Here is a 16,765-nt window from a genome sequence, read left to right on the forward strand (position 1 = left end):
CGCATCAGCATCCTCCCCGTTCTCGGCCGAGGATACAGAGTCCCCGAGCCCAGTCCAACCCATCGCAGGCGATGTTCCAGCGCATCCTGCACGTCGCGGACGTCGGGTGACCGAGCCCGTTACACGCCCATTTGTTGCTCCCCACGCTAGGGGCAATCAGGCACATGCGCAGTGGGGAGGACTACCCGTCTGGCGACGGGCAGCCGGCTCAGTCCTCGGACTTGGCCTGCTCGATGCGCCAGCGGATGCCCGCCTCGATGAAGGCGTCGATCTCACCGTCGAAGACACCGGACGGGTTACCGGTCTCGTGCTCGGTGCGCAGGTCCTTGACCATCTGGTACGGGTTCAGCACGTAGGAACGCATCTGGTCGCCCCACGTCGCCTTGACGTCGCCAGCGAGCTCCTTGCGCTCGGCGGCCTCCTCGGCCTTCTTCGCCAGGAGCAGTCGAGACTGCATGACGCGCAGGGCTGCGGCGCGGTTCTGGATCTGCGACTTCTCGTTCTGCATCGACACGACGATGCCGGTCGGGATGTGCGTCATGCGCACGGCCGAGTCCGTGGTGTTGACCGACTGGCCACCGGGGCCCGAGGAGCGGAAGACATCGATCTTCAGCTCGTTGTCGGGGATGTCGATGGAGTCGGTGCCCTCGATGAGCGGGATGACCTCGACGGCGGCGAAGGAGGTCTGACGACGGCCTTGGTTGTCGAAGGGCGAGATGCGCACCAGGCGGTGGGTCCCTGCTTCGACCGAGAGGTTGCCGTAGGCGTAGGGGACGTTGACCTCGAAGGTGGCGGACTTCAGCCCCGCCTCCTCCGCGTAGGAGGTGTCCATGACCTTGGTCGGGTAGCCGTGCCGCTCGGCCCAGCGCAAGTACATGCGCATGAGCATCTCGGCGAAGTCCGCGGCATCGACGCCACCGGCGCCGGCGCGGATCGTCACGACGGCCGAGCGCTCGTCGTACTCCCCCGACAGCAGCGTGCGGACCTCGAGCAGGCCGACCGCCTTGGTGATCTTGGTCAGCTCGGCCTCGGCCTCGGCCAGCGTCTCGGCGTCGCGCTCCTCCTGGCCGAGCTCGACGAGGGCCTCGAGGTCGTCGATGCGCGCGTCCATGGTGTTGATGCGCTCGAGCTCGTGGTTGGCGCGGGACAGGGCCGAGGTCACGCCCTGGGCCTTGTCCGGGTCATCCCACAGGTCGGGGGCGGCGGCTTGCTCCTCCAGGTCGGCGATCTGCACCTCGAGAGCAGGCACGTTCGTGACCTCGCGCACCGAGCCCATGGTCGTGCGGAGGTTTTTGATCTCGGTCTCGAAGTCGACAGCCACAGCACGCCACCTTACGGCAGGCACGGAGACGGGCCACCACCCCCGCCGCCGGCCCTCGGGTGCTCCAGCGAGTCCCTGGAGCCACTCGATGAGGTCCGGGACCGATCCACGCGCAACGCGGGACCGTCCCCTCCACGGGTCCACACAGGTGGGGCTACCGCGGTTGCGCGCTGACCCCTTCCTCCGGGGAGCTGGAGATGAACTGGTTGACCCACCGCGCGCTGGGGTCGCGGTCGATGAGCAGGCTCTTGAAGAGGAGCGTGAAGGGGATCGCGAGCAGGGCACCGAGCGCCCCGAAGACATAGGCCCAGAACATCAACGACAAGAAGGCGGTGCTGCCGTTGATCCCCACCGCGTCACCCGTGAACTTCGGCTGCAGGATCGTCTGGATGAGGAAGTTGGCGACGCAGTACACGACGATGACCCACACCATCGTCGACACCCCACCCGAGAGCAGCGCGATGAAGGCGGGCGGGATCAGGCCGAGGACGAAGCCGATGTTGGGGATGTAGTTGGTCACGAAGGACAGCAAGCCGAAGGTCATCGCCAGCGGTACCCCCAGCCACATCAGCGCGATGTAATCGATGACGGCGACGATGACGCCAAAGACCGTCGAGACGATCCAGTACTTGCGCACCCGGTAGCCGAAGTCGACGAGCGCATCGGCGACATCGGGCTTGTGGCGGTGGATCGCCGCGAGCCGCCGCGCGAACCCACCGGCGTCCATGACGAGGAAGATCATCACGGTGAGCAGGAAGAGCATGGTCGTGGTCAACCCGGTGACCGTGTTGGCCAGCGAGCTGGCCAAGCCGGTGAGGTTGCGCAGGTCGAAGTTGGCGATCGCGTCGTCGATCTCCTGGGCCTCGATCCCCTTGGACGTCAGGAAGTCGCGCCCATCGGAGACCAAGCCGGTGAAGGTGCTGGTGTACTCCGGCTTGGCCAGCTCGGACGCGAACTTGCTGGCGGCGATCCCGATCGATGCGCCGAGTGCCGCGAGGATCCCGTAGAGGATCACGATGAGCAGCAGCCCAGCGATCGCTCCCCCGAGGAAACGACGCAGCACCTTGTAGATCGGGTAGACGGCGATGATCAGCGTGGCGGCGAGGAAGGTCGGGGCGATGATGCCCGCGACCTGCTTGAGTCCGGCGATCGCGATGACGGTCGCGGCCAGGCCGAGCAGGAGGGTGAGCGTGGGTGGCAGCGAGACACGCGCGGTCGGTCGCATGTCGTCGTGCTCGTGATGCGGCGCGGGAGTGCGCACCTCGCTCACGGGGATCGTCTCGGCGTCGGCCGCCCCTTCGTCCTCGTCGAGGACCTCACCCTCGCTGGTGTGGACGACCTCGTCCGTGTCTTCGGCCGGCAGGTCCTCGTCCGACTCCGTGGGGGCCGGCTCCGTGGGCACGGGCTCGGATGACGCGTCGACCTCCTCCGCCTCAGCCGCCTCAGTCAGCGGCTGGTCCTCGGACCGCTCTTGCTCCACGCGTACACCTCTCCCCGGACGAATGGTGCGGTCATCCCGCGACGTCATCGTGTCACCTCGAGCAGTCTCGTGGGACCGCTGTCGGGTCGTGGTTGCTCGGTGGCCACTGCGGCCCGGGCCCAAGACGCGAGGGTCACCGAGACGGGGCCGCACATCGACCTCCTGCAGACCTGGGCTCGGGCGACGCAACAGTCCCGCAGTCCTGATCTCTCTTCTGGGTGGTGTACCCGGACCCACGGCAGCCACGCGCCTGTGTCTTAAAAGGGCTCATCCCAATCGGGGGTGTAGAAGTTGGGGTCTGAAGCCGCCGGTCTCGAGCAGGCTTCGGGCGGTGTAGTTGGTCAGGTTGCGGAACCCGAGTGCGGAGCCGCGCAGGTGTTCGAGCCGTCCGTTGAGCGCCTCGGTCGGCCCGTTGCTGGTGCCGGGTCGTTCGAAGTAGGCGAGCACGTCAGCGGCTCGCTTCTTCAGGGTCCGGCCCAGGGTGGTGAGCTCGGTGAGCACCTTGGGGACGCCGGCGCTGAGGTCGGTGATCAGCTTCTCCATGAGCTCGCGGCCACGTTGCCGGTCCTCGTGGCGATAGGCGGCGATCATGCGCTGGTAGACACCCCAGGTCGCCTCGACCTCGACGTGAGCGTCATCAACGAACAGCGCGCGTAGCCTGTCGCTCTGCTTGTCGGTGAGCAGGTCCGCGCCGGTGTGCAGCGTGCGCTGCGACTTGTAGAGCGGGTCGTCCCTGAACCCACGGCGCCCGTGGATCGCGAGTTGGACCCGGCGCCGGCACGTGTCGAGGGCGTCACCGGCCAAGCCCACGACGTGGAAGGGATCCATCACCGTGACCGAGTCCGGGATCTCCTCTGCAGCGGCGGTCTTGAACCCGGTGAAGCCGTCCATCGCGACCACCTCGACCGCGTCACGGAAGGCGTCGTCGCGGTCGGCGAGCCAGGTCTTGAACGCCGCCTTCGACCGGCCCTCGACCATGTCCAGCAGCCACGCTGGGCCGGCGCCATCGCGGACCGGGGTGAGGTCGATGATCACGGTGACGTACTTGTCGCCACGCCTGGTGTGGCGCCAGACGTGCTCATCGACGCCAATGACCTTCACGCCCTCGAACCGCGTGGGGTCGTTGATCAGCAGCCGCTTGCCTTCGGCCAGGACCGCGTTGTTGGCGGTGTCCCACGCGACCCCGAGTCCCTCGGCGACACGGGCGACGGTGAGGTGTGCGACCACGATCCCTTCCAGCGCCCACCGCAGCCCGGTGCGCGAGAGCTTCGCGCGTGGCTCCGCCGCGGCGCTGGTGTCTTGGCGCCACACGTGTCCGCAGTCGGCACAGCGGTAGCGGCGCACTACAACTTCCAGCACGGTCGGTCGCCAGCCCAGCGGCTCGTGGGCCAACCGCCGGATCACGGTGTCACGAGCAGCGCCTTCGCTGCCGCACCGTCGGCACCACTGATCTGGTTCCACCACGCGGCACGCGAGGACCGCACGATCCGGTTCAAGTCGTTGCCCGGTCACGCTCAGACCGAGGCCGTCGAGTCGAGCGAAGGCGGTCAGGTCAGGGCGGCCGAAGCCGGCCGGCGGGGTAGCGTCGGACACGTCGAGGTCTTTCGGATGGATGGCGTAGGAACCTCCGTCGTCGGGAGACCTCGACGTCTATCTGCGGACCGACGCGCCCGGCCGACCTACACCGTCATCGGGGAAACCCCTGAAACGTCTTCGACGACGACGGGACCGGCTAGGAGGAGGGCGCGGTGAGCTAAAAGAATGGAGCTTGCTCGGCTTCGACGCCGCCGCAAGCTCCGGTGAAACGGTCGGTACTGGTCGGTCGTCGTCGGTCACCACCGGATGGCGGCGCCCCCCACTCTCGGCGTTTGCGCAGGTCAGCGGCTCGTTCGCCCAGTGGGCGCATCAAGGGATAGACGCAAAGCCGACGTGATTAGGTCGTCGGTTCGATTCCGACAGGCGGCTCTGGCGAACAGCCCCTGACCTGCGGAAACGCAGGGCAGGGGCGGTTCGGTTCTGGTGGTCGCGCGATGCGCTGGCCTCACGGCTCTGCCCGACACCGACGTCGCTCTCCTCTGCGACGGACCCCTCGCCGGCTGAGCGCTCGCGGCCGGCATCCTGTCCGTGTGCCGATAGGCCTCGCTCCGCTCGGCAACGCGGCGTTGTGTCGCGACCTGGACGTGCGAGGTCAACGGTGCGTCGGCGCAGCGATCGTTGTGTGCGCAGCGAGATGTTCCATGCCGCACGGGCGACGCGCACGAACGCAACGCCCCGGAACGCCAACGACCCGTCATCGCTGCGACGCGCAACGCGTCTCCCGTCACGGCAACGGATCGCAACCAAGACCCGCCCACGGCGCCTAGCGGGACGGAGGGCAAGTTGACACAGTTGCGCTGCCATGGAACCGCGCTGGCTCTCTCGATGACCACCGGTGAACCATTGCCGCTCCAGGCTTGCGCCTGGTGTGGCCTGGCCCCCCTCGTGATCGGCCCGTCGGGGATCGTCAACGTGGTGCGGGTGTCGAGGCGGTCGGGTCCGACGGCTCGGCGGGGCGCGATCGTCTCGTGCGTTGGCGGACTACGGGAGCTTGGACGCGAGGACGTCGGCCGCCAGGATCTCGGGTGCTGCGCCGAGGAGGTGCTGGTTGGCCATCAGGGCTGCGACGATGGCGCCGTTGGCGTGGGCGTCGCGAGCGGCCTCGTCGGGGAATGCATCGAAGATCCAAAAGGTGTCGGCGTGGGTTCTAGCCGCGAACCAGACAATCGTTCCCACTTCTTCGTTGGCGAGTGCGACAGCGCCGGCGAGCAGATCGGCGAGCGCGTCGTGCTGTCCATCGGCCGCGACGATCTTGGCGACGAAGGCATACGGAAGTGATGCGGGTGTGGACATGAGGGGTTCTCCTGGAAGTCGGGGTTCTTCGTGGGGCGAGTTCAGCGTATGACGAGCGAGGGCCGATGGGGAGTGGCGTATACGACAGTATTGCTATTGTTCGCGCCATGCGCATCGGACTGATCGCGATCGACGGCTGCTTCGGTTCGGCTGTCGCGTCGGTCATCGACATCATGCGGGTGGCCGACGGAGCCCGCGGCGATATCGACCCGCGGATCGACCCGATCGAACTCGCCATCCTCGGACCGAAACGGCGAGTGACCACGACGGCATCGATGACCCTGTCGGTTGACCACCCGCTGTCGGAGTCCGGAGAGTTCGACGTGGTCGTCGTCCCTGCGCTTGGAACCCTCACGGCCGCCGCTACCAACGACGCCCTCCAGAGCCGAGATGCTCGTTCGGTCATCGCCTCGCTCGGGCGCCTCGACGACGCGACCACCCGGATCGCCGCGGCGTGCACCGGCGTGTTCGCCGTCGCCGAGACCGGACGGATGCATCATCGGCGGGCGACGACCAGCTGGTTCCTGGGGCCGGAGTTCCTGAAGCGCTATCCGACCGTCGCCCTCGATCTCGACACCATGGTCGTCGTGGACGGGAACCTCGTCACCGCCGGCGCCGCGTTCGCCCACATCGACCTCGCGCTCTCACTCGTGCGATCGATCAGCCCCGACCTGGCCCAACATGTCGCCAAGCTCCTCATCATCGACGAGCGTCCGTCGCAGGCGGCCTTCGTCGCCTACGAACATCTCCGGCACGAGGACCCGATCGTCGTCGAGTTCGAACGCTTCGTGCGCGCCCGCCTGGACGAACCGTTCAACGTCGCCTTCGTCGCGCAGTCGCTCGGCACCAGCCGGCGCACCCTCGAACGACGAGTCCGTGCGGCGCTCAACCTCACTCCGCTCGGCTTCGTCCAACGGCTTCGCATCGAACGAGCTCGGCACCTCTCAGCAACCACGGACCTCACCTCCGCCGAGATCGCGCTACGGGTCGGCTACGCGAACGCCGAGACTCTGCGCTCCCTCCTGCGCAGGGAGCGACGCCGTTCCTGACCTATCGCCATGCCTGTAGCCGGTGTCCTAGCGCCCGGTTGGAACCACCTCTCAGCACGTCGCGTCGACGCTCCTGCGTCGCCCCTGGACGACCCACTCGACACGCCCGCAGCACAGGCCATGTGACGTGCCCCGGCTTCCCGTCCGGTCGGGGTTGGGTGGCTGTGATGTCGCTGCGTTCTCGTCGAGGGGGTCAGCAGACCCGATCAGGGTCGATTGGGATGAGACGCGAAGGCGGTCAGATCAGGGCGGCCGAGGCCGGCCGGCGGGGTAGCGTCGGTCACGTCGAGGTCTTTCGGATGGAGGGACTGCTGACGACACCACGCGCTTGAAGGAGCACTTCAGCTGACAGGAGGGCACCCAGCACCCTGTGTTAGCGCACCTCGTGCATCAGTCGTGCACGCGCGTGCGGTGCTCCTTCAAGCCAACCTTGGTGACGAACGCGTGGCTGCAGGGTCGGCACCACGACAGCTCGTGCTCGGTCTCCCACGCGTCGATGGTCGTCTCCCACCACCAGTCGCGCTGACCGTCTCGACCGTCCGGCGCTGGCAACCGACCCTTGCGGCGGTAGAGCGACACCGTCGAAGAAGAAGCCCATCCGAAGCGCTCCCGCAGATCGGTGCTCATCAGCCGGCGCGGCAACAACTCGCTCTCACCGGTGTGCAGCTGTTTGACCAATCGCTCCAATGGGACGCCGAGCGCCTGGGCCACCTCGGCGCGCGAGCCACCTGCCCGCCAGCAGCAATGTGCCTCGACGACACTCTCGGGTGATGCGTGCTTCGCTCGCGACCTCGGCCACCCGTCCAGTGCCAACGACGCCACGGTAGGCGTGGTGCCAGACAACTCTGCGATGACGTCGTCCTCCACCCCGGCGGCTCGGGCCTGCACCCTCCGCGGTAGATCCTCCAGGTGAGGCGCGATCAGCCGCAGAGGCGTCTCCGTCAGTCGATCCTGGACCCTCGAGTGGGCGACGCACAGCTCTCCTGCGAGATCCGGTATGCGGGCGTGCCATCCGCCCAGCGCCGGAGCATCTGCTGGTCCTGGGTCGTCGGGGACTCACGGTGCTGGTCACCCACAACGCAAGCGTCTGCTGCGTGCGTGCACCGCGCTGGGCCAACAACTTCGCCCACACGGACGCCGGGACAAGTCATCGCGGCGCAGTGACCACGTCAGCCCGAGCCCGCGACTCGACCGTCACCGTGACCGAGCCACCCATCGACTGCAGCAGCCCGCCGATGAGGGGCAGGTCTGCCTCGCCCGTGAGCACCACGACCGCAGTGCGACCGTCCGGGCTGCCGGTGCCCGGTGCCACGGCCCAGCTCTCCAGACCGTGGGGCCGCGAACGCTCGGACAGGTGGGCTGCTGCGCTCTCACGGACACCGGCGTCATCGAGGGGGAGGTCACGGCCCACCCCTCCGACATAGATCTGCTCGGCGCCGTCGTCGGTGGCGCCGAGCGCTGCGGAGTCGGCCGCGTCGAGCAACCGCATCCGGGAGATTTGCACGGAGGTGACCGCCAGCCCTCCGATGATCAGCGTCATCGCGATGACGGTCAGGCCGAGGATGAGGATGCTCAATTGCCCTTGGTCGTCGCGACACCTCGTGCGCACCAGGGCGCGCAGCGAGGTCATCGGACCTCATAGCGCGGGACGGGAGCCACCTGTGACGCCGAGACCGGGATCCCCAGGGGCACCGCGTCGCCGAGGAAGGCCGGGACGAGCGGAAGGGGGACACTGACCGCTGCCTGCGTCGTCACCGACTCCCCCGGTGTCAGGCACGGAGTCCCCGAGCAGCTCACCGCGAGGGAGCCGCCGCCGGAAAACCCTTGGTCTTCGAAGGCGATGTCCGCTGCGGCCTGGGAGCGAACCCTGGCCGACGGGTCATCCGTCGCGGTGACGAATGCCCGGGCCGACTCGCGTGCCGCCTGGGTCACCGCATAGGAGCCAGCCTGGAGCCGTGTCAAACACAGGACGAGGTAGATGAGGGGAACGAGCAGCAGGACTGCCAACCAGACAAACTCGATGACGGCGGTCCCCCCTTCGTCAGCCAGGCGGTCGCGGGTCGACGGGAGGTGGCTGCTCACTGAGACTCCAGGAAGGCTCGGCCCGATACATCGAAACCGTCACCGGGACCGATCAGCCCGACGACCGGCACTGGTGCTGCCACATCGATGACGACCACCTCGACACCCGATCTCGTCGTCGCGGTCCTGGAACTCACGCTGCGGGCGTACCTCGGGGACAACGACCGACCGATGAGGTCGCGAGTCCTGGCCGCGCCTTGCTCCGCCGACGAGCCCTGGCGGGCGCCGTACCTCGCGCCCTCGCTCGCACACGAGATGAGCGTGTTGCGCACGTGCAGGGCCAGCCCCAGCTGGAAGACCGCAAGGAAGACGAAGAGGAGCAGCGTCGAGGTCAGGGTGAAGTCGACGACGGCCGATCCGCGGTCATCGCCGAAGCGCCGGGCACCGCTCAATCGTGGACCTGGTCGGGCCCGGTGACGCCATTGAGGGCACTCTCGAACATGTCCTTCAGCTGTTCGCCCGCGATCGCCCAGATCCCGGTGACGAGGGCTGCCGTCATCAGGGTGATGAGGACCCAGCCGGGGACATCGCCCGTCTCGTCATCCCATCGGGCCGCCGCGCGACGGAGGGTCCCGGCCAGGCGGACGTGAGCCTTGATGAGTGGGTCAGTCATGTGCAATCTCCTTGGTGGCGTGGTGCTGTCTGGTCACATCTGGAACTGGAAGAAGCCGAGGCCCGGGAACAGAGCAAAGAGGATCGTGACCGGCAGGACACCGAAGACCACCGGCACCATCATCGCGATCTCCTTCTTGCCACCGGCCTCCATGATCAGCCGGCGTCCTTGCTCGCGGACGTCCTGCGCCTGGGCTCGCAGGACGTCGGACAAGGGGGTGCCGCGCTCGACCGCGACGACGATGCCGTCGACGAACCGGGCCAGTGAGGTCAGTCCGGTCCGGTCCGCGAGGCCCTGCAACGCTGACGGCAGGCTCGCGCCGGCGCGGGCATCCGCGAGGCATCGACCGACCTCGTCAGACAGCTCACCGCCAGAGAGGCGGACAACTCGCTCGAGGGCACCGGCAGCCCCCTCCCCCGCACCGACCGCGAGCGCGAGCAGCTCGGCGACCGTAGGGAATTCAGCGAGCATCCGGGCCTCGCGGCGGTCGGCCTCGCGACTGAGCAGGGTGTCGCGCATGACGACCCCGATGGCGAAGCCCAGCAGGACGAGCACGAGCAGGAAGATCGGTGAGCGACCCTTGCCAGTCACGTAGACGATGCCGAGGATGCCTCCGAGGACCGCACCGGCGAAGCCGTACACGACCTGCTCGGCCCGGAAGTGGTCGGTGTCCGGCTTCCGGCCGGCCCGCAGCAGGCGACGACGCACGGAGGCGGTTCCACCGAGGACTGACTCGACCCGCTGGGCGAGGTCGGTCACCAGCGGTCGCAGCACCGTCGGGATGACCGCGATCAGCGACACGTCGTCGATGGCCAGCAGCCGTGAGGGCTTGGGCGTGTCACGCAGGTAGGGCGCGAGCCGGTCGTCCAAGGTCGCGCGGCGGTGCCGTGGCAGGCCCTGGTAGACGAGCGCCAGACCGAGGGCGACCAAGAGGCCGAGGAGGGCGCCGCTGCGCCCCAGACCGATGGAGTGCACGAGATCGGTCATCGCAGCACCCGCTCCTCTTCGGGGAGCCGCCCGATCCGGACCATGACCCGGTAGGCGATGAAGGTCGTCGCAGCGCCGACGCCGAGGACCAGGACTCCGCTGGACGTGTTGTACGCCTGGACCGACTCCGGTCGCGTGGAGAGCAGGGCCAGGACCAGCCACGGAGCTGCCACCGCCAGGCGGGCCGCGTTGACGGTCCACGACTGCCGCGTCTCCAGCTCGCTGCGGGTCCGGGCGTCCTCGCGCAGGAAGGTCGACAGGGTGCGCAGCAGCGAGCCGAGGTCCGAGCCGCCCACTTCACGGGCGATGCGCAGGGACTCGACGAGCCGATCCCCGACGGGGTCTGCCAGGCGATCCTTCAGCCGGTCCAAACAGTCGTTGAACCGACCCGTCGTGCGGTAGTCGCTGGCAAACTCGGCGAATGCCGGCCGCAGCTCCTCCGGGCCCCGCACAGACAACTGGGCCAGTGCCTCTGGGAGCGCCAGTCCGGCTCGCACGGCCGACGTGACGTTGTCGACCGCGTCCGGCCACAGGTCCCTCAGATGGGCGCGGCGCGACCGCGCCCGCATGCTCACGACGGCAACCGGTGCCCACCCGGCCATCACGGCGAAACAGAGAGCGATGGACGGGACCCTGGTGAGTGCGACGCCGGTGACGAAGACCAGGAAGAAGGCGATCGCGCAGGCCGCGAGCAGGCCAGCCGGACCGATGCCTCGGTATCCAGCCTGCGCGAGCTCGTCACGCAGACGCCGAAGGACCTTGTTGTCGTGGCGCGCTGGCGCTTCCCGCTCCTCCTGCGGCCACATGGACCACCAGAGGAGGAAGAGGCCGCCACCGAAGAGCGCACCGATCACGACACCGGTCATGAGGGCCCACCCGTCAGGAGCGCCGCCACGTCGTAGCCCGCCCGAGCGAAGCGATCACGATGGGGCGGATAGCCGTCAGCGCGGACGAGCCGCCCGTCACGCGTGGTGAAGATGTCGCTGATCTCGACGACGTCGTTTTCGATACGCCCGGGCAGTGCGACGATCTCGCGGACCCTGCGCGTCCCGTCCGCCTCGAGCGCCGCGTGGACGACGAGGTCGATGGAGCCTGCGACGGTGGGCACGACGAAGCGGGACCCGACGTTTTCACCCGCCAGCAAGGGCAGGGTGCACATCTTGGTCACGGCCTCACGGGCCGAGTTGGCGTGGATCGTGCACATCCCCGGCAGACCGGAGTTGAGGGCGATGAGCAGGTCGAGGCTCTCCGCCTGGCGCACCTCACCCACGATGATGCGGGAGGGGCGCATGCGCAGCGCCTCCTTGACCAGGCGGCGCAGTGGGATCTCGCCCATGCCCTCGAGGTTGGACTGCCGACACTGCATCGAGACCACGTCCCGCATCGGGATTTTGAGTTCGAAGACCTCCTCGCACGTCACGACCCGCTCGCGGGCCGGGATGGCCGCGGACAGGCAGTTGAGCAGAGTCGTCTTGCCCGCCTGGGTCCCTCCCGCGACGAGGACGTTGAGCCCGGCGGCCACGGCGGCCTGCAGGAAGTTGGCGGCCTCCTTGGTCAGCGTGCCGAGGCGGACGAGGTCATCGAGATGGTCTGCCTTGACGACGAACTTGCGGATGTTTACCGCCCAGTTCTCCCTCGTGATGTCAGGGATGACGACGTGCAGTCGGCTGCCGTCCGGCAGCGTCGCGTCGACAAAGGGAGAGGACAGGTCGATCCGGCGGCCGGATGACTTGAGCATCTTTTCGACGAGATCGCGCACCTCATCGGCAGTCAGGACCGTGCTCGTCAGCTCCGAGACACCATTGCGGGCGACGAAGACCTGGCTGGGGCTGTTGATCCAGATCTCCTCGACGAGCGGGTCGTCGAAGTAGCGCTGCAGCGGACCGAAGCCCGCGACCGTGTCGAGGACCGACTTTACGGCGGCCTCGAAGTTGCCGAGCAGCGGCAGACCGCCTTGGATGGCCCGCTCGTCGTAGTCGGTGACGGCAGCCCGGACGAGATCGGCGACCTCTGCGCTCTCGCGGACCGGGTCCACCCCCGAGCGTCGGATGAGCTCGCGGACCTCGGTCTCGACGGTCTCGACGGCGTCCACGCCTCCCCCTTCGCTCCTGCATCGCTGTGTCGTGGGCAAACCTCCCCGGCCCACCGACCAGAAACGCTAGCGATTTGTACAGACTTCGCATCTCGAGAATCTGCAGGGCTGTGGACAACCACCAACTGAACACCGTTCGGCAAATGCTCCGGATCGTGCCATGATCGGTGCCCGAGACCGGACGTCCCGTGCGCCACAACCCACCCGCGGGCCGTCCCCAGACCCGGAAGGCACCCCTTGTCCCCGCAGCGTCACACCGGCCGCGACCTGGCCCAGATCGCCACCTTCGCCGGCATCATCGCCGTCCTCGGCCTCATCCCGGCGGTCGCTCCCTTCGGCAATGCCGTCCCGATCACCGCGCAGTCGCTGGGCATCATGCTCGCCGGCGCCATCCTCGGCGGTCGTCGAGGCGGCCTGGCCGTCCTGGTCTTCCTCGCGCTCGTCGCGCTCGGCCTCCCGCTCCTCGCCGGCGGCCGTGGCGGCCTCGGGGTCTTCGCCGGGCCGAGCGTCGGCTATCTCATCGGCTACCCGATCGCGGCCTTCGTCGTCGGCGTCATGACCAATGCGATGGGCACGCCCTACCGCGTCGCTGCCGGCATCGGCATCAACATCGTGGGCGGGGTCCTCCTGCTCAACCTGCTCGGCGTCATCGGCATGATCCTGCGCGCCGACCTCGGCGTGGGCGCCGCATTCGTGGCGGCTGCGCCCTTCATGCCGGGCGACCTCGTCAAGGCCGTCATCTGCGCCGTCGTCGCCAAGGGGGTGCACGCCGCCTACCCCGGGCTCATCCGTTCCCGCCGTACGGCGCGTGAGGATGTCCTCGTCTGAGCTGGAGGTGCTGTCGACGGCCGATCCCGTCGCCGCCTTCCTCGATGCCCACCGCACGGGTCGGCCCGTCGCGCTGCCGACGTCCGGCACCTCCGGCCGCCCCCGCACGATCGTGCGCACGACGTCCTCGTGGACGGACTCCTTCGTCGACGTCAGCGAGCTCACCGGGACGACGGAGGACAGCCGCGTGTGGATCCCCGGACCGATGACCGCGACCATGAACCTCTTCGCCGCCGTCCACACGCAGTGGTCCGGAGCGACGCGCGTCGACTTCCTCCACGAGGCCACCCACGCTCACCTGACACCCGCCGCCCTGCACCGTCTGCTCGCCGACGGCGCCGACCTCTCCGGCCGCCAGCTGGTCGTCGCCGGCGACCGGCTCGACGCGCGCACTGCCGAGCACGTGGCGGACGCCGGGGGCCGGACCCACCACTACTACGGCGCATCCGAGCTCTCGCTCGTCGCCTGGGGCGAGCACGCTGACGCACTGCGTCCCTTCCCCGGCGTCGGCGTCGACGCCCGCGACGGCCAGCTGTGGGTCCGCTCCCCCTTCGTCAGCCGTGGCTACCGCGAGCCGGAGCACCAGCTGCAGACCGAAGGGGGCTGGACCACCGTCGGTGACCGCGGCGAGATCGTCGATGGCCGGGTCGTCGTCCACGGACGATCCGGCGGCATCACGACCGCCGGCGCGACCGTCAGCATCGCCGACATCGAGCGCGTGCTGCGCCCCCTGGCCGCCGGCGAGGTCGTGGTCATCGGCCTCCCGCACCCCGACCTCGGTGAGGTGGTCGCGGCGGCGGTGACCGATGCTGGTGACGTGCCCCGCCTGACCTCCCTCGCCCGCGAGCAGCTGGCCCCCGCGCAGCGTCCGCGCCGCTGGATGCACCTCGACCCGCTCCCCGTGACCGCCAACCACAAGGTCGACCGGGCAGCCGTGCGCGTGGCTCTCGAGGCGACGCGATGACCCACCCCGTCATCATCGCAGCGACCCGCTCCCCCATCGGGACGGCCGGTCGCTCCCTGTCCAGCCGGAGCGCTGACCAGCTCGCCGGCCCCGTCCTCGCCGCCACCCTCGAGCGCTCCGGCCTTGCGGCACACGAGATCTCGGACGTCATCCTGGGCAACTGCATGGGGCCCGGCGGCAATGTCGCCCGCTCCGCGGCACTGGCCGCCGGGCTGCCCGTCCACGTCCCCGCGCTGACCGTGGACCGACAGTGCGCCAGCGGACTGGCCGCCATCGACATCGCCGCGCAGCTCGTGCGCGGCGGTGCCCACGCCGTGCTCGCCGGAGGCGTGGAGTCGGTGAGCACCGCCCCGTGGCGGCACTGGCCACCCGTCGACGGCGCCGACCCCGTGCGGTACGAACGGGCCCCCTTCGCTCCTGCCGGGTGGGACGACCCGGAGATGGGCCTGGCCAACGACCTGCTGGCCCAGGAGGCCGGCATCATCCGGGAGCGCCAGGACGAGTACGCCGCCCGCTCGCACGCACGGGCCGTGACGGCTCGCGAGGCGGGGCGCTTCGACGACGAGATCGTCGCCGTCGACGGGGTCGCGCGTGATGACCGGCCCAAGCCGACGCTCACCGTCGACAAGCTGGCGAGGCTGCGACCGGCCTTCCGCACAGGTGGATCCGTGACCGCCGGCAACTCCTGCGGGATCAGCGACGGCGCCGCTGTCGTGGCCGTCGTCGACGAGACGACACGCGCCCGCCTCGAGGTGCCCGGGCTGCGCATCCTCGCCACCGCGACCGCTGGGGTCGAGCCCAACCGCCCCGGTCGCGGCCTCGTCCCGGCCACACACGTCGCCCTCGAGCAGGCTGGCGTGGGCCTGGACGAGATCGACGTCATCGAGCTCAACGAAGCCTTCGCCGGGCAGATCCTCGCCTGCTGCGACGAGCTCGGACTGGACGCCGCTCGCGTGTGCCCGGACGGCGGAGCGCTCGCCCTCGGCCACCCGTGGGGCGCATCCGGTGCCGTGCTCGCCGTGCGGCTCTTCCACCAGCTCGTCACCCAGCGCGCACGGGGTGGGATCGGCCTGGCCGCCATCGCTGCCGGCGGCGGTCAAGGAGTCGCGATGGTGGTGCAGGCATGTTGATCGATGTCACGGGCGTGACGCACGGGTTCGACGGCGGCACACCGGTGCTGCGCGATCTCACGGTCCGACTCGACGAGCCTCGGATCGGTGTCATCGGTGCCAATGGGTCGGGCAAGTCGACCTTCGCCCGGATGCTCAACGGGCTGGTCGTGCCCGAGCACGGCACGGTCACGCTCGACGGGATCGACACGGCGAAGCATGGCCGCGAGGTGCGCCAACGCGTCGGCTTCTGCTTCACCGACCCCGACGCGCAGATCGTCATGCCGACCGTCGCCGAGGACGTCGCCTTCTCCCTGCGACGCCGCGGACTGACGAAGGGGGAGATCGCTGCCCGCGTCGACGCCGCCTTGACGGCGCACGGGCTCGCCGGTCGTGGCGACCATCCCGCGCACCTGCTGAGCGGCGGGCAGAAACAGCTGCTCGCCCTGGCGGCCGTGCTCGTGACCGAGCCCGACCTGCTCGTCATGGACGAGCCGACGACACTGCTCGACATCCGCAATGCCCGTCGGGTCGCCGACGCGGTCCGGGCCCTCCCCCAGCAGGTCGTCCTCGTGACGCACCACCTCGACCTGCTCACCGACTTCGACCGGGTGCTCGTCTTCGACGACAGCCGCCTCGTGCACGACGGCACCCCAGCGGACTCGATCGCTCTCTACCTCGACCTCATGGACCGCGGCCGGTGATCGGGCTCTACCGCGACGGTGACTCCCTCCTGCACCGACTGCCGGCCGGGGCCAAGCTCGCCGGACTCCTGCTCGCGGGCCTGGCCTCTCCCTTCGTCCGGTCGAGCGTGGTGACCGCCGCGGCGCTGGCCCTCGTGGTGGCGGGCTACGCCATCGCGCGGATGCCACCGCGGGTGCTTCTGCAGATGCTGCGGCCGCTCCTCTTCGTGATGGTGCCTCTCGGCGTCTTCCAGACCGTCGTGGCCGGGTGGGAGCGAGCCTTCGTCATCGTCGGGGTCCTCGTCGCCCTGGTGCTGCTGGCCAACCTGGTGACCCTGTCGACCCGCACCAGCGACCTCATCGACGTCGTCGTCCGCGTCTGCAGCCCGCTGCGACGGGTCGGGGTCAATCCCGAGCGAGTCGGCCTGATGCTGCAGCTGGCCACCCGGGCCGTGCCGCTCGTCATCGACCTGGGCAGGCGGGTGCGCGAGGCACAGCACGCCCGGGGGCTGGGTGCGAGCCCACGCGCCTTCGCGGTCCCCCTCATCGTGGGCGCTCTGCGGCGAGCTGACGCCATGGGGGACGCCCTCGCAGCGAGGGGCTTCGACGACTGAGCCGGAGCGGGCCTGTGGACAACCCACGACACGGACGAGGCCGATCGACCTACC

General features: G+C 69.2%; 18 protein-coding genes. 6 read left to right on the forward strand and 12 right to left on the reverse strand.

What is annotated here, in order from left to right:
• Window positions 1–208: 208 nt before the first annotated feature.
• The 4 genes from prfB to JLI01S_RS01790 all read right to left on the reverse strand — a co-directional run bounded on the left by prfB (window position 209) and on the right by JLI01S_RS01790 (window position 5,690).
• Window positions 209–1,321: a peptide chain release factor 2 gene (gene prfB, locus JLI01S_RS01775; protein WP_068258975.1), complete on the reverse strand. Its 1,113-nt coding sequence runs from the start codon at window positions 1,319–1,321 to the stop codon at window positions 209–211.
• A gap of 154 nt (window positions 1,322–1,475) precedes the next feature.
• On the reverse strand, window positions 1,476–2,801 hold the full coding sequence (locus JLI01S_RS01780) for an AI-2E family transporter (RefSeq protein ID WP_068258977.1): 1,326 nt from the start codon (window positions 2,799–2,801) through the stop codon (window positions 1,476–1,478).
• Between the two features lie 267 nt (window positions 2,802–3,068).
• Window positions 3,069–4,394, reverse strand: coding sequence for an ISL3-like element ISPfr2 family transposase (locus JLI01S_RS01785; RefSeq protein WP_068258982.1), 1,326 nt, complete (start codon window positions 4,392–4,394; stop codon window positions 3,069–3,071).
• A gap of 984 nt (window positions 4,395–5,378) precedes the next feature.
• The gene (locus JLI01S_RS01790; RefSeq protein ID WP_006247389.1) at window positions 5,379–5,690 is read right to left on the reverse strand and encodes a putative quinol monooxygenase; all 312 of its coding nucleotides are present in this window, start codon (window positions 5,688–5,690) and stop codon (window positions 5,379–5,381) included.
• A 107-nt stretch (window positions 5,691–5,797) separates the two neighbouring features.
• Here JLI01S_RS01790 and JLI01S_RS01795 point away from each other — a divergent pair, with 107 nt between their 5' ends.
• Window positions 5,798–6,739, forward strand: a complete 942-nt coding sequence (locus JLI01S_RS01795) for a GlxA family transcriptional regulator (RefSeq protein WP_068258983.1) — start codon at window positions 5,798–5,800, stop codon at window positions 6,737–6,739.
• Window positions 6,740–7,129: 390 nt separating this feature from the next.
• Here the strand turns inward: JLI01S_RS01795 and JLI01S_RS01800 are convergent, their stop codons facing one another.
• From JLI01S_RS01800 to JLI01S_RS01835, 8 genes are all read right to left on the reverse strand, one after another.
• Window positions 7,130–7,450: a hypothetical protein gene (locus JLI01S_RS01800; protein WP_068258984.1), complete on the reverse strand. Its 321-nt coding sequence runs from the start codon at window positions 7,448–7,450 to the stop codon at window positions 7,130–7,132.
• A 436-nt stretch (window positions 7,451–7,886) separates the two neighbouring features.
• Window positions 7,887–8,315, reverse strand: coding sequence for a pilus assembly protein TadG-related protein (locus JLI01S_RS01805; RefSeq protein ID WP_245634489.1), 429 nt, complete (start codon window positions 8,313–8,315; stop codon window positions 7,887–7,889).
• 50 nt (window positions 8,316–8,365) lie between these two features.
• Window positions 8,366–8,821, reverse strand: coding sequence for a TadE/TadG family type IV pilus assembly protein (locus JLI01S_RS01810; protein ID WP_068258987.1), 456 nt, complete (start codon window positions 8,819–8,821; stop codon window positions 8,366–8,368).
• Window positions 8,818–9,213, reverse strand: a complete 396-nt coding sequence (locus tag JLI01S_RS01815) for a TadE/TadG family type IV pilus assembly protein (protein ID WP_068258989.1) — start codon at window positions 9,211–9,213, stop codon at window positions 8,818–8,820. Before JLI01S_RS01815 ends, JLI01S_RS01810 begins: the two co-directional genes overlap by 4 nt.
• Window positions 9,210–9,434, reverse strand: coding sequence for a hypothetical protein (locus tag JLI01S_RS01820; protein WP_068258991.1), 225 nt, complete (start codon window positions 9,432–9,434; stop codon window positions 9,210–9,212). Before JLI01S_RS01820 ends, JLI01S_RS01815 begins: the two co-directional genes overlap by 4 nt.
• A gap of 33 nt (window positions 9,435–9,467) precedes the next feature.
• Complete coding sequence (locus JLI01S_RS01825) at window positions 9,468–10,421, reverse strand: type II secretion system F family protein (protein ID WP_174521299.1); 954 nt, start codon at window positions 10,419–10,421, stop codon at window positions 9,468–9,470.
• Entirely contained in the window at window positions 10,418–11,287 is an 870-nt protein-coding gene (locus JLI01S_RS01830; RefSeq protein WP_068258993.1) for a type II secretion system F family protein, read from the reverse strand. The genes JLI01S_RS01825 and JLI01S_RS01830 overlap by 4 nt, the downstream gene beginning before the upstream one ends.
• Window positions 11,284–12,513, reverse strand: coding sequence for a TadA family conjugal transfer-associated ATPase (locus tag JLI01S_RS01835; RefSeq protein ID WP_068258995.1), 1,230 nt, complete (start codon window positions 12,511–12,513; stop codon window positions 11,284–11,286). The genes JLI01S_RS01830 and JLI01S_RS01835 overlap by 4 nt, the downstream gene beginning before the upstream one ends.
• 237 nt (window positions 12,514–12,750) lie before the next feature.
• Here JLI01S_RS01835 and JLI01S_RS01840 point away from each other — a divergent pair, with 237 nt between their 5' ends.
• Genes JLI01S_RS01840 through JLI01S_RS01860 form a run of 5 tightly spaced genes read left to right on the forward strand, consistent with a single transcriptional unit; the run spans window position 12,751 to window position 16,711 of the window.
• Window positions 12,751–13,341, forward strand: a complete 591-nt coding sequence (locus tag JLI01S_RS01840) for a biotin transporter BioY (protein WP_068258997.1) — start codon at window positions 12,751–12,753, stop codon at window positions 13,339–13,341.
• Window positions 13,328–14,305, forward strand: a complete 978-nt coding sequence (locus tag JLI01S_RS01845; RefSeq protein ID WP_068259004.1) for an AMP-binding protein — start codon at window positions 13,328–13,330, stop codon at window positions 14,303–14,305. The genes JLI01S_RS01840 and JLI01S_RS01845 overlap by 14 nt, the downstream gene beginning before the upstream one ends.
• The gene (locus tag JLI01S_RS01850; RefSeq protein ID WP_068259005.1) at window positions 14,302–15,435 is read left to right on the forward strand and encodes a thiolase family protein; all 1,134 of its coding nucleotides are present in this window, start codon (window positions 14,302–14,304) and stop codon (window positions 15,433–15,435) included. Before JLI01S_RS01845 ends, JLI01S_RS01850 begins: the two co-directional genes overlap by 4 nt.
• Window positions 15,429–16,118, forward strand: a complete 690-nt coding sequence (locus JLI01S_RS01855) for an energy-coupling factor ABC transporter ATP-binding protein (protein ID WP_068259006.1) — start codon at window positions 15,429–15,431, stop codon at window positions 16,116–16,118. The genes JLI01S_RS01850 and JLI01S_RS01855 overlap by 7 nt, the downstream gene beginning before the upstream one ends.
• On the forward strand, window positions 16,115–16,711 hold the full coding sequence (locus tag JLI01S_RS01860; RefSeq protein ID WP_068259007.1) for an energy-coupling factor transporter transmembrane component T family protein: 597 nt from the start codon (window positions 16,115–16,117) through the stop codon (window positions 16,709–16,711). The genes JLI01S_RS01855 and JLI01S_RS01860 overlap by 4 nt, the downstream gene beginning before the upstream one ends.
• Window positions 16,712–16,765: the final 54 nt, after the last annotated feature.

Origin of the sequence: Janibacter limosus NBRC 16128 (assembly GCF_001570985.1) — a bacterium.
GTDB classification, from domain to species: Bacteria; Actinomycetota; Actinomycetes; order Actinomycetales; family Dermatophilaceae; genus Janibacter; species Janibacter limosus.

Bases quoted from the DNA above. Each gene is read 5' to 3' on its own strand.
- JLI01S_RS01790 (WP_006247389.1), bottom strand. From the start codon at position 5,690: ATGTCCACACCCGCATCACTTCCGTATGCCTTCGTCGCCAAGATCGTC.
- JLI01S_RS01795 (WP_068258983.1), top strand. From the start codon at position 5,798: ATGCGCATCGGACTGATCGCGATCGACGGCTGCTTCGGTTCGGCTGTC.
- JLI01S_RS01820 (WP_068258991.1), bottom strand. From the start codon at position 9,434: ATGACTGACCCACTCATCAAGGCTCACGTCCGCCTGGCCGGGACCCTC.
- JLI01S_RS01825 (WP_174521299.1), bottom strand. From the start codon at position 10,421: ATGACCGATCTCGTGCACTCCATCGGTCTGGGGCGCAGCGGCGCCCTC.
- JLI01S_RS01830 (WP_068258993.1), bottom strand. From the start codon at position 11,287: ATGACCGGTGTCGTGATCGGTGCGCTCTTCGGTGGCGGCCTCTTCCTC.
- JLI01S_RS01845 (WP_068259004.1), top strand. From the start codon at position 13,328: ATGTCCTCGTCTGAGCTGGAGGTGCTGTCGACGGCCGATCCCGTCGCC.
- JLI01S_RS01850 (WP_068259005.1), top strand. From the start codon at position 14,302: ATGACCCACCCCGTCATCATCGCAGCGACCCGCTCCCCCATCGGGACG.
- JLI01S_RS01855 (WP_068259006.1), top strand. From the start codon at position 15,429: ATGTTGATCGATGTCACGGGCGTGACGCACGGGTTCGACGGCGGCACA.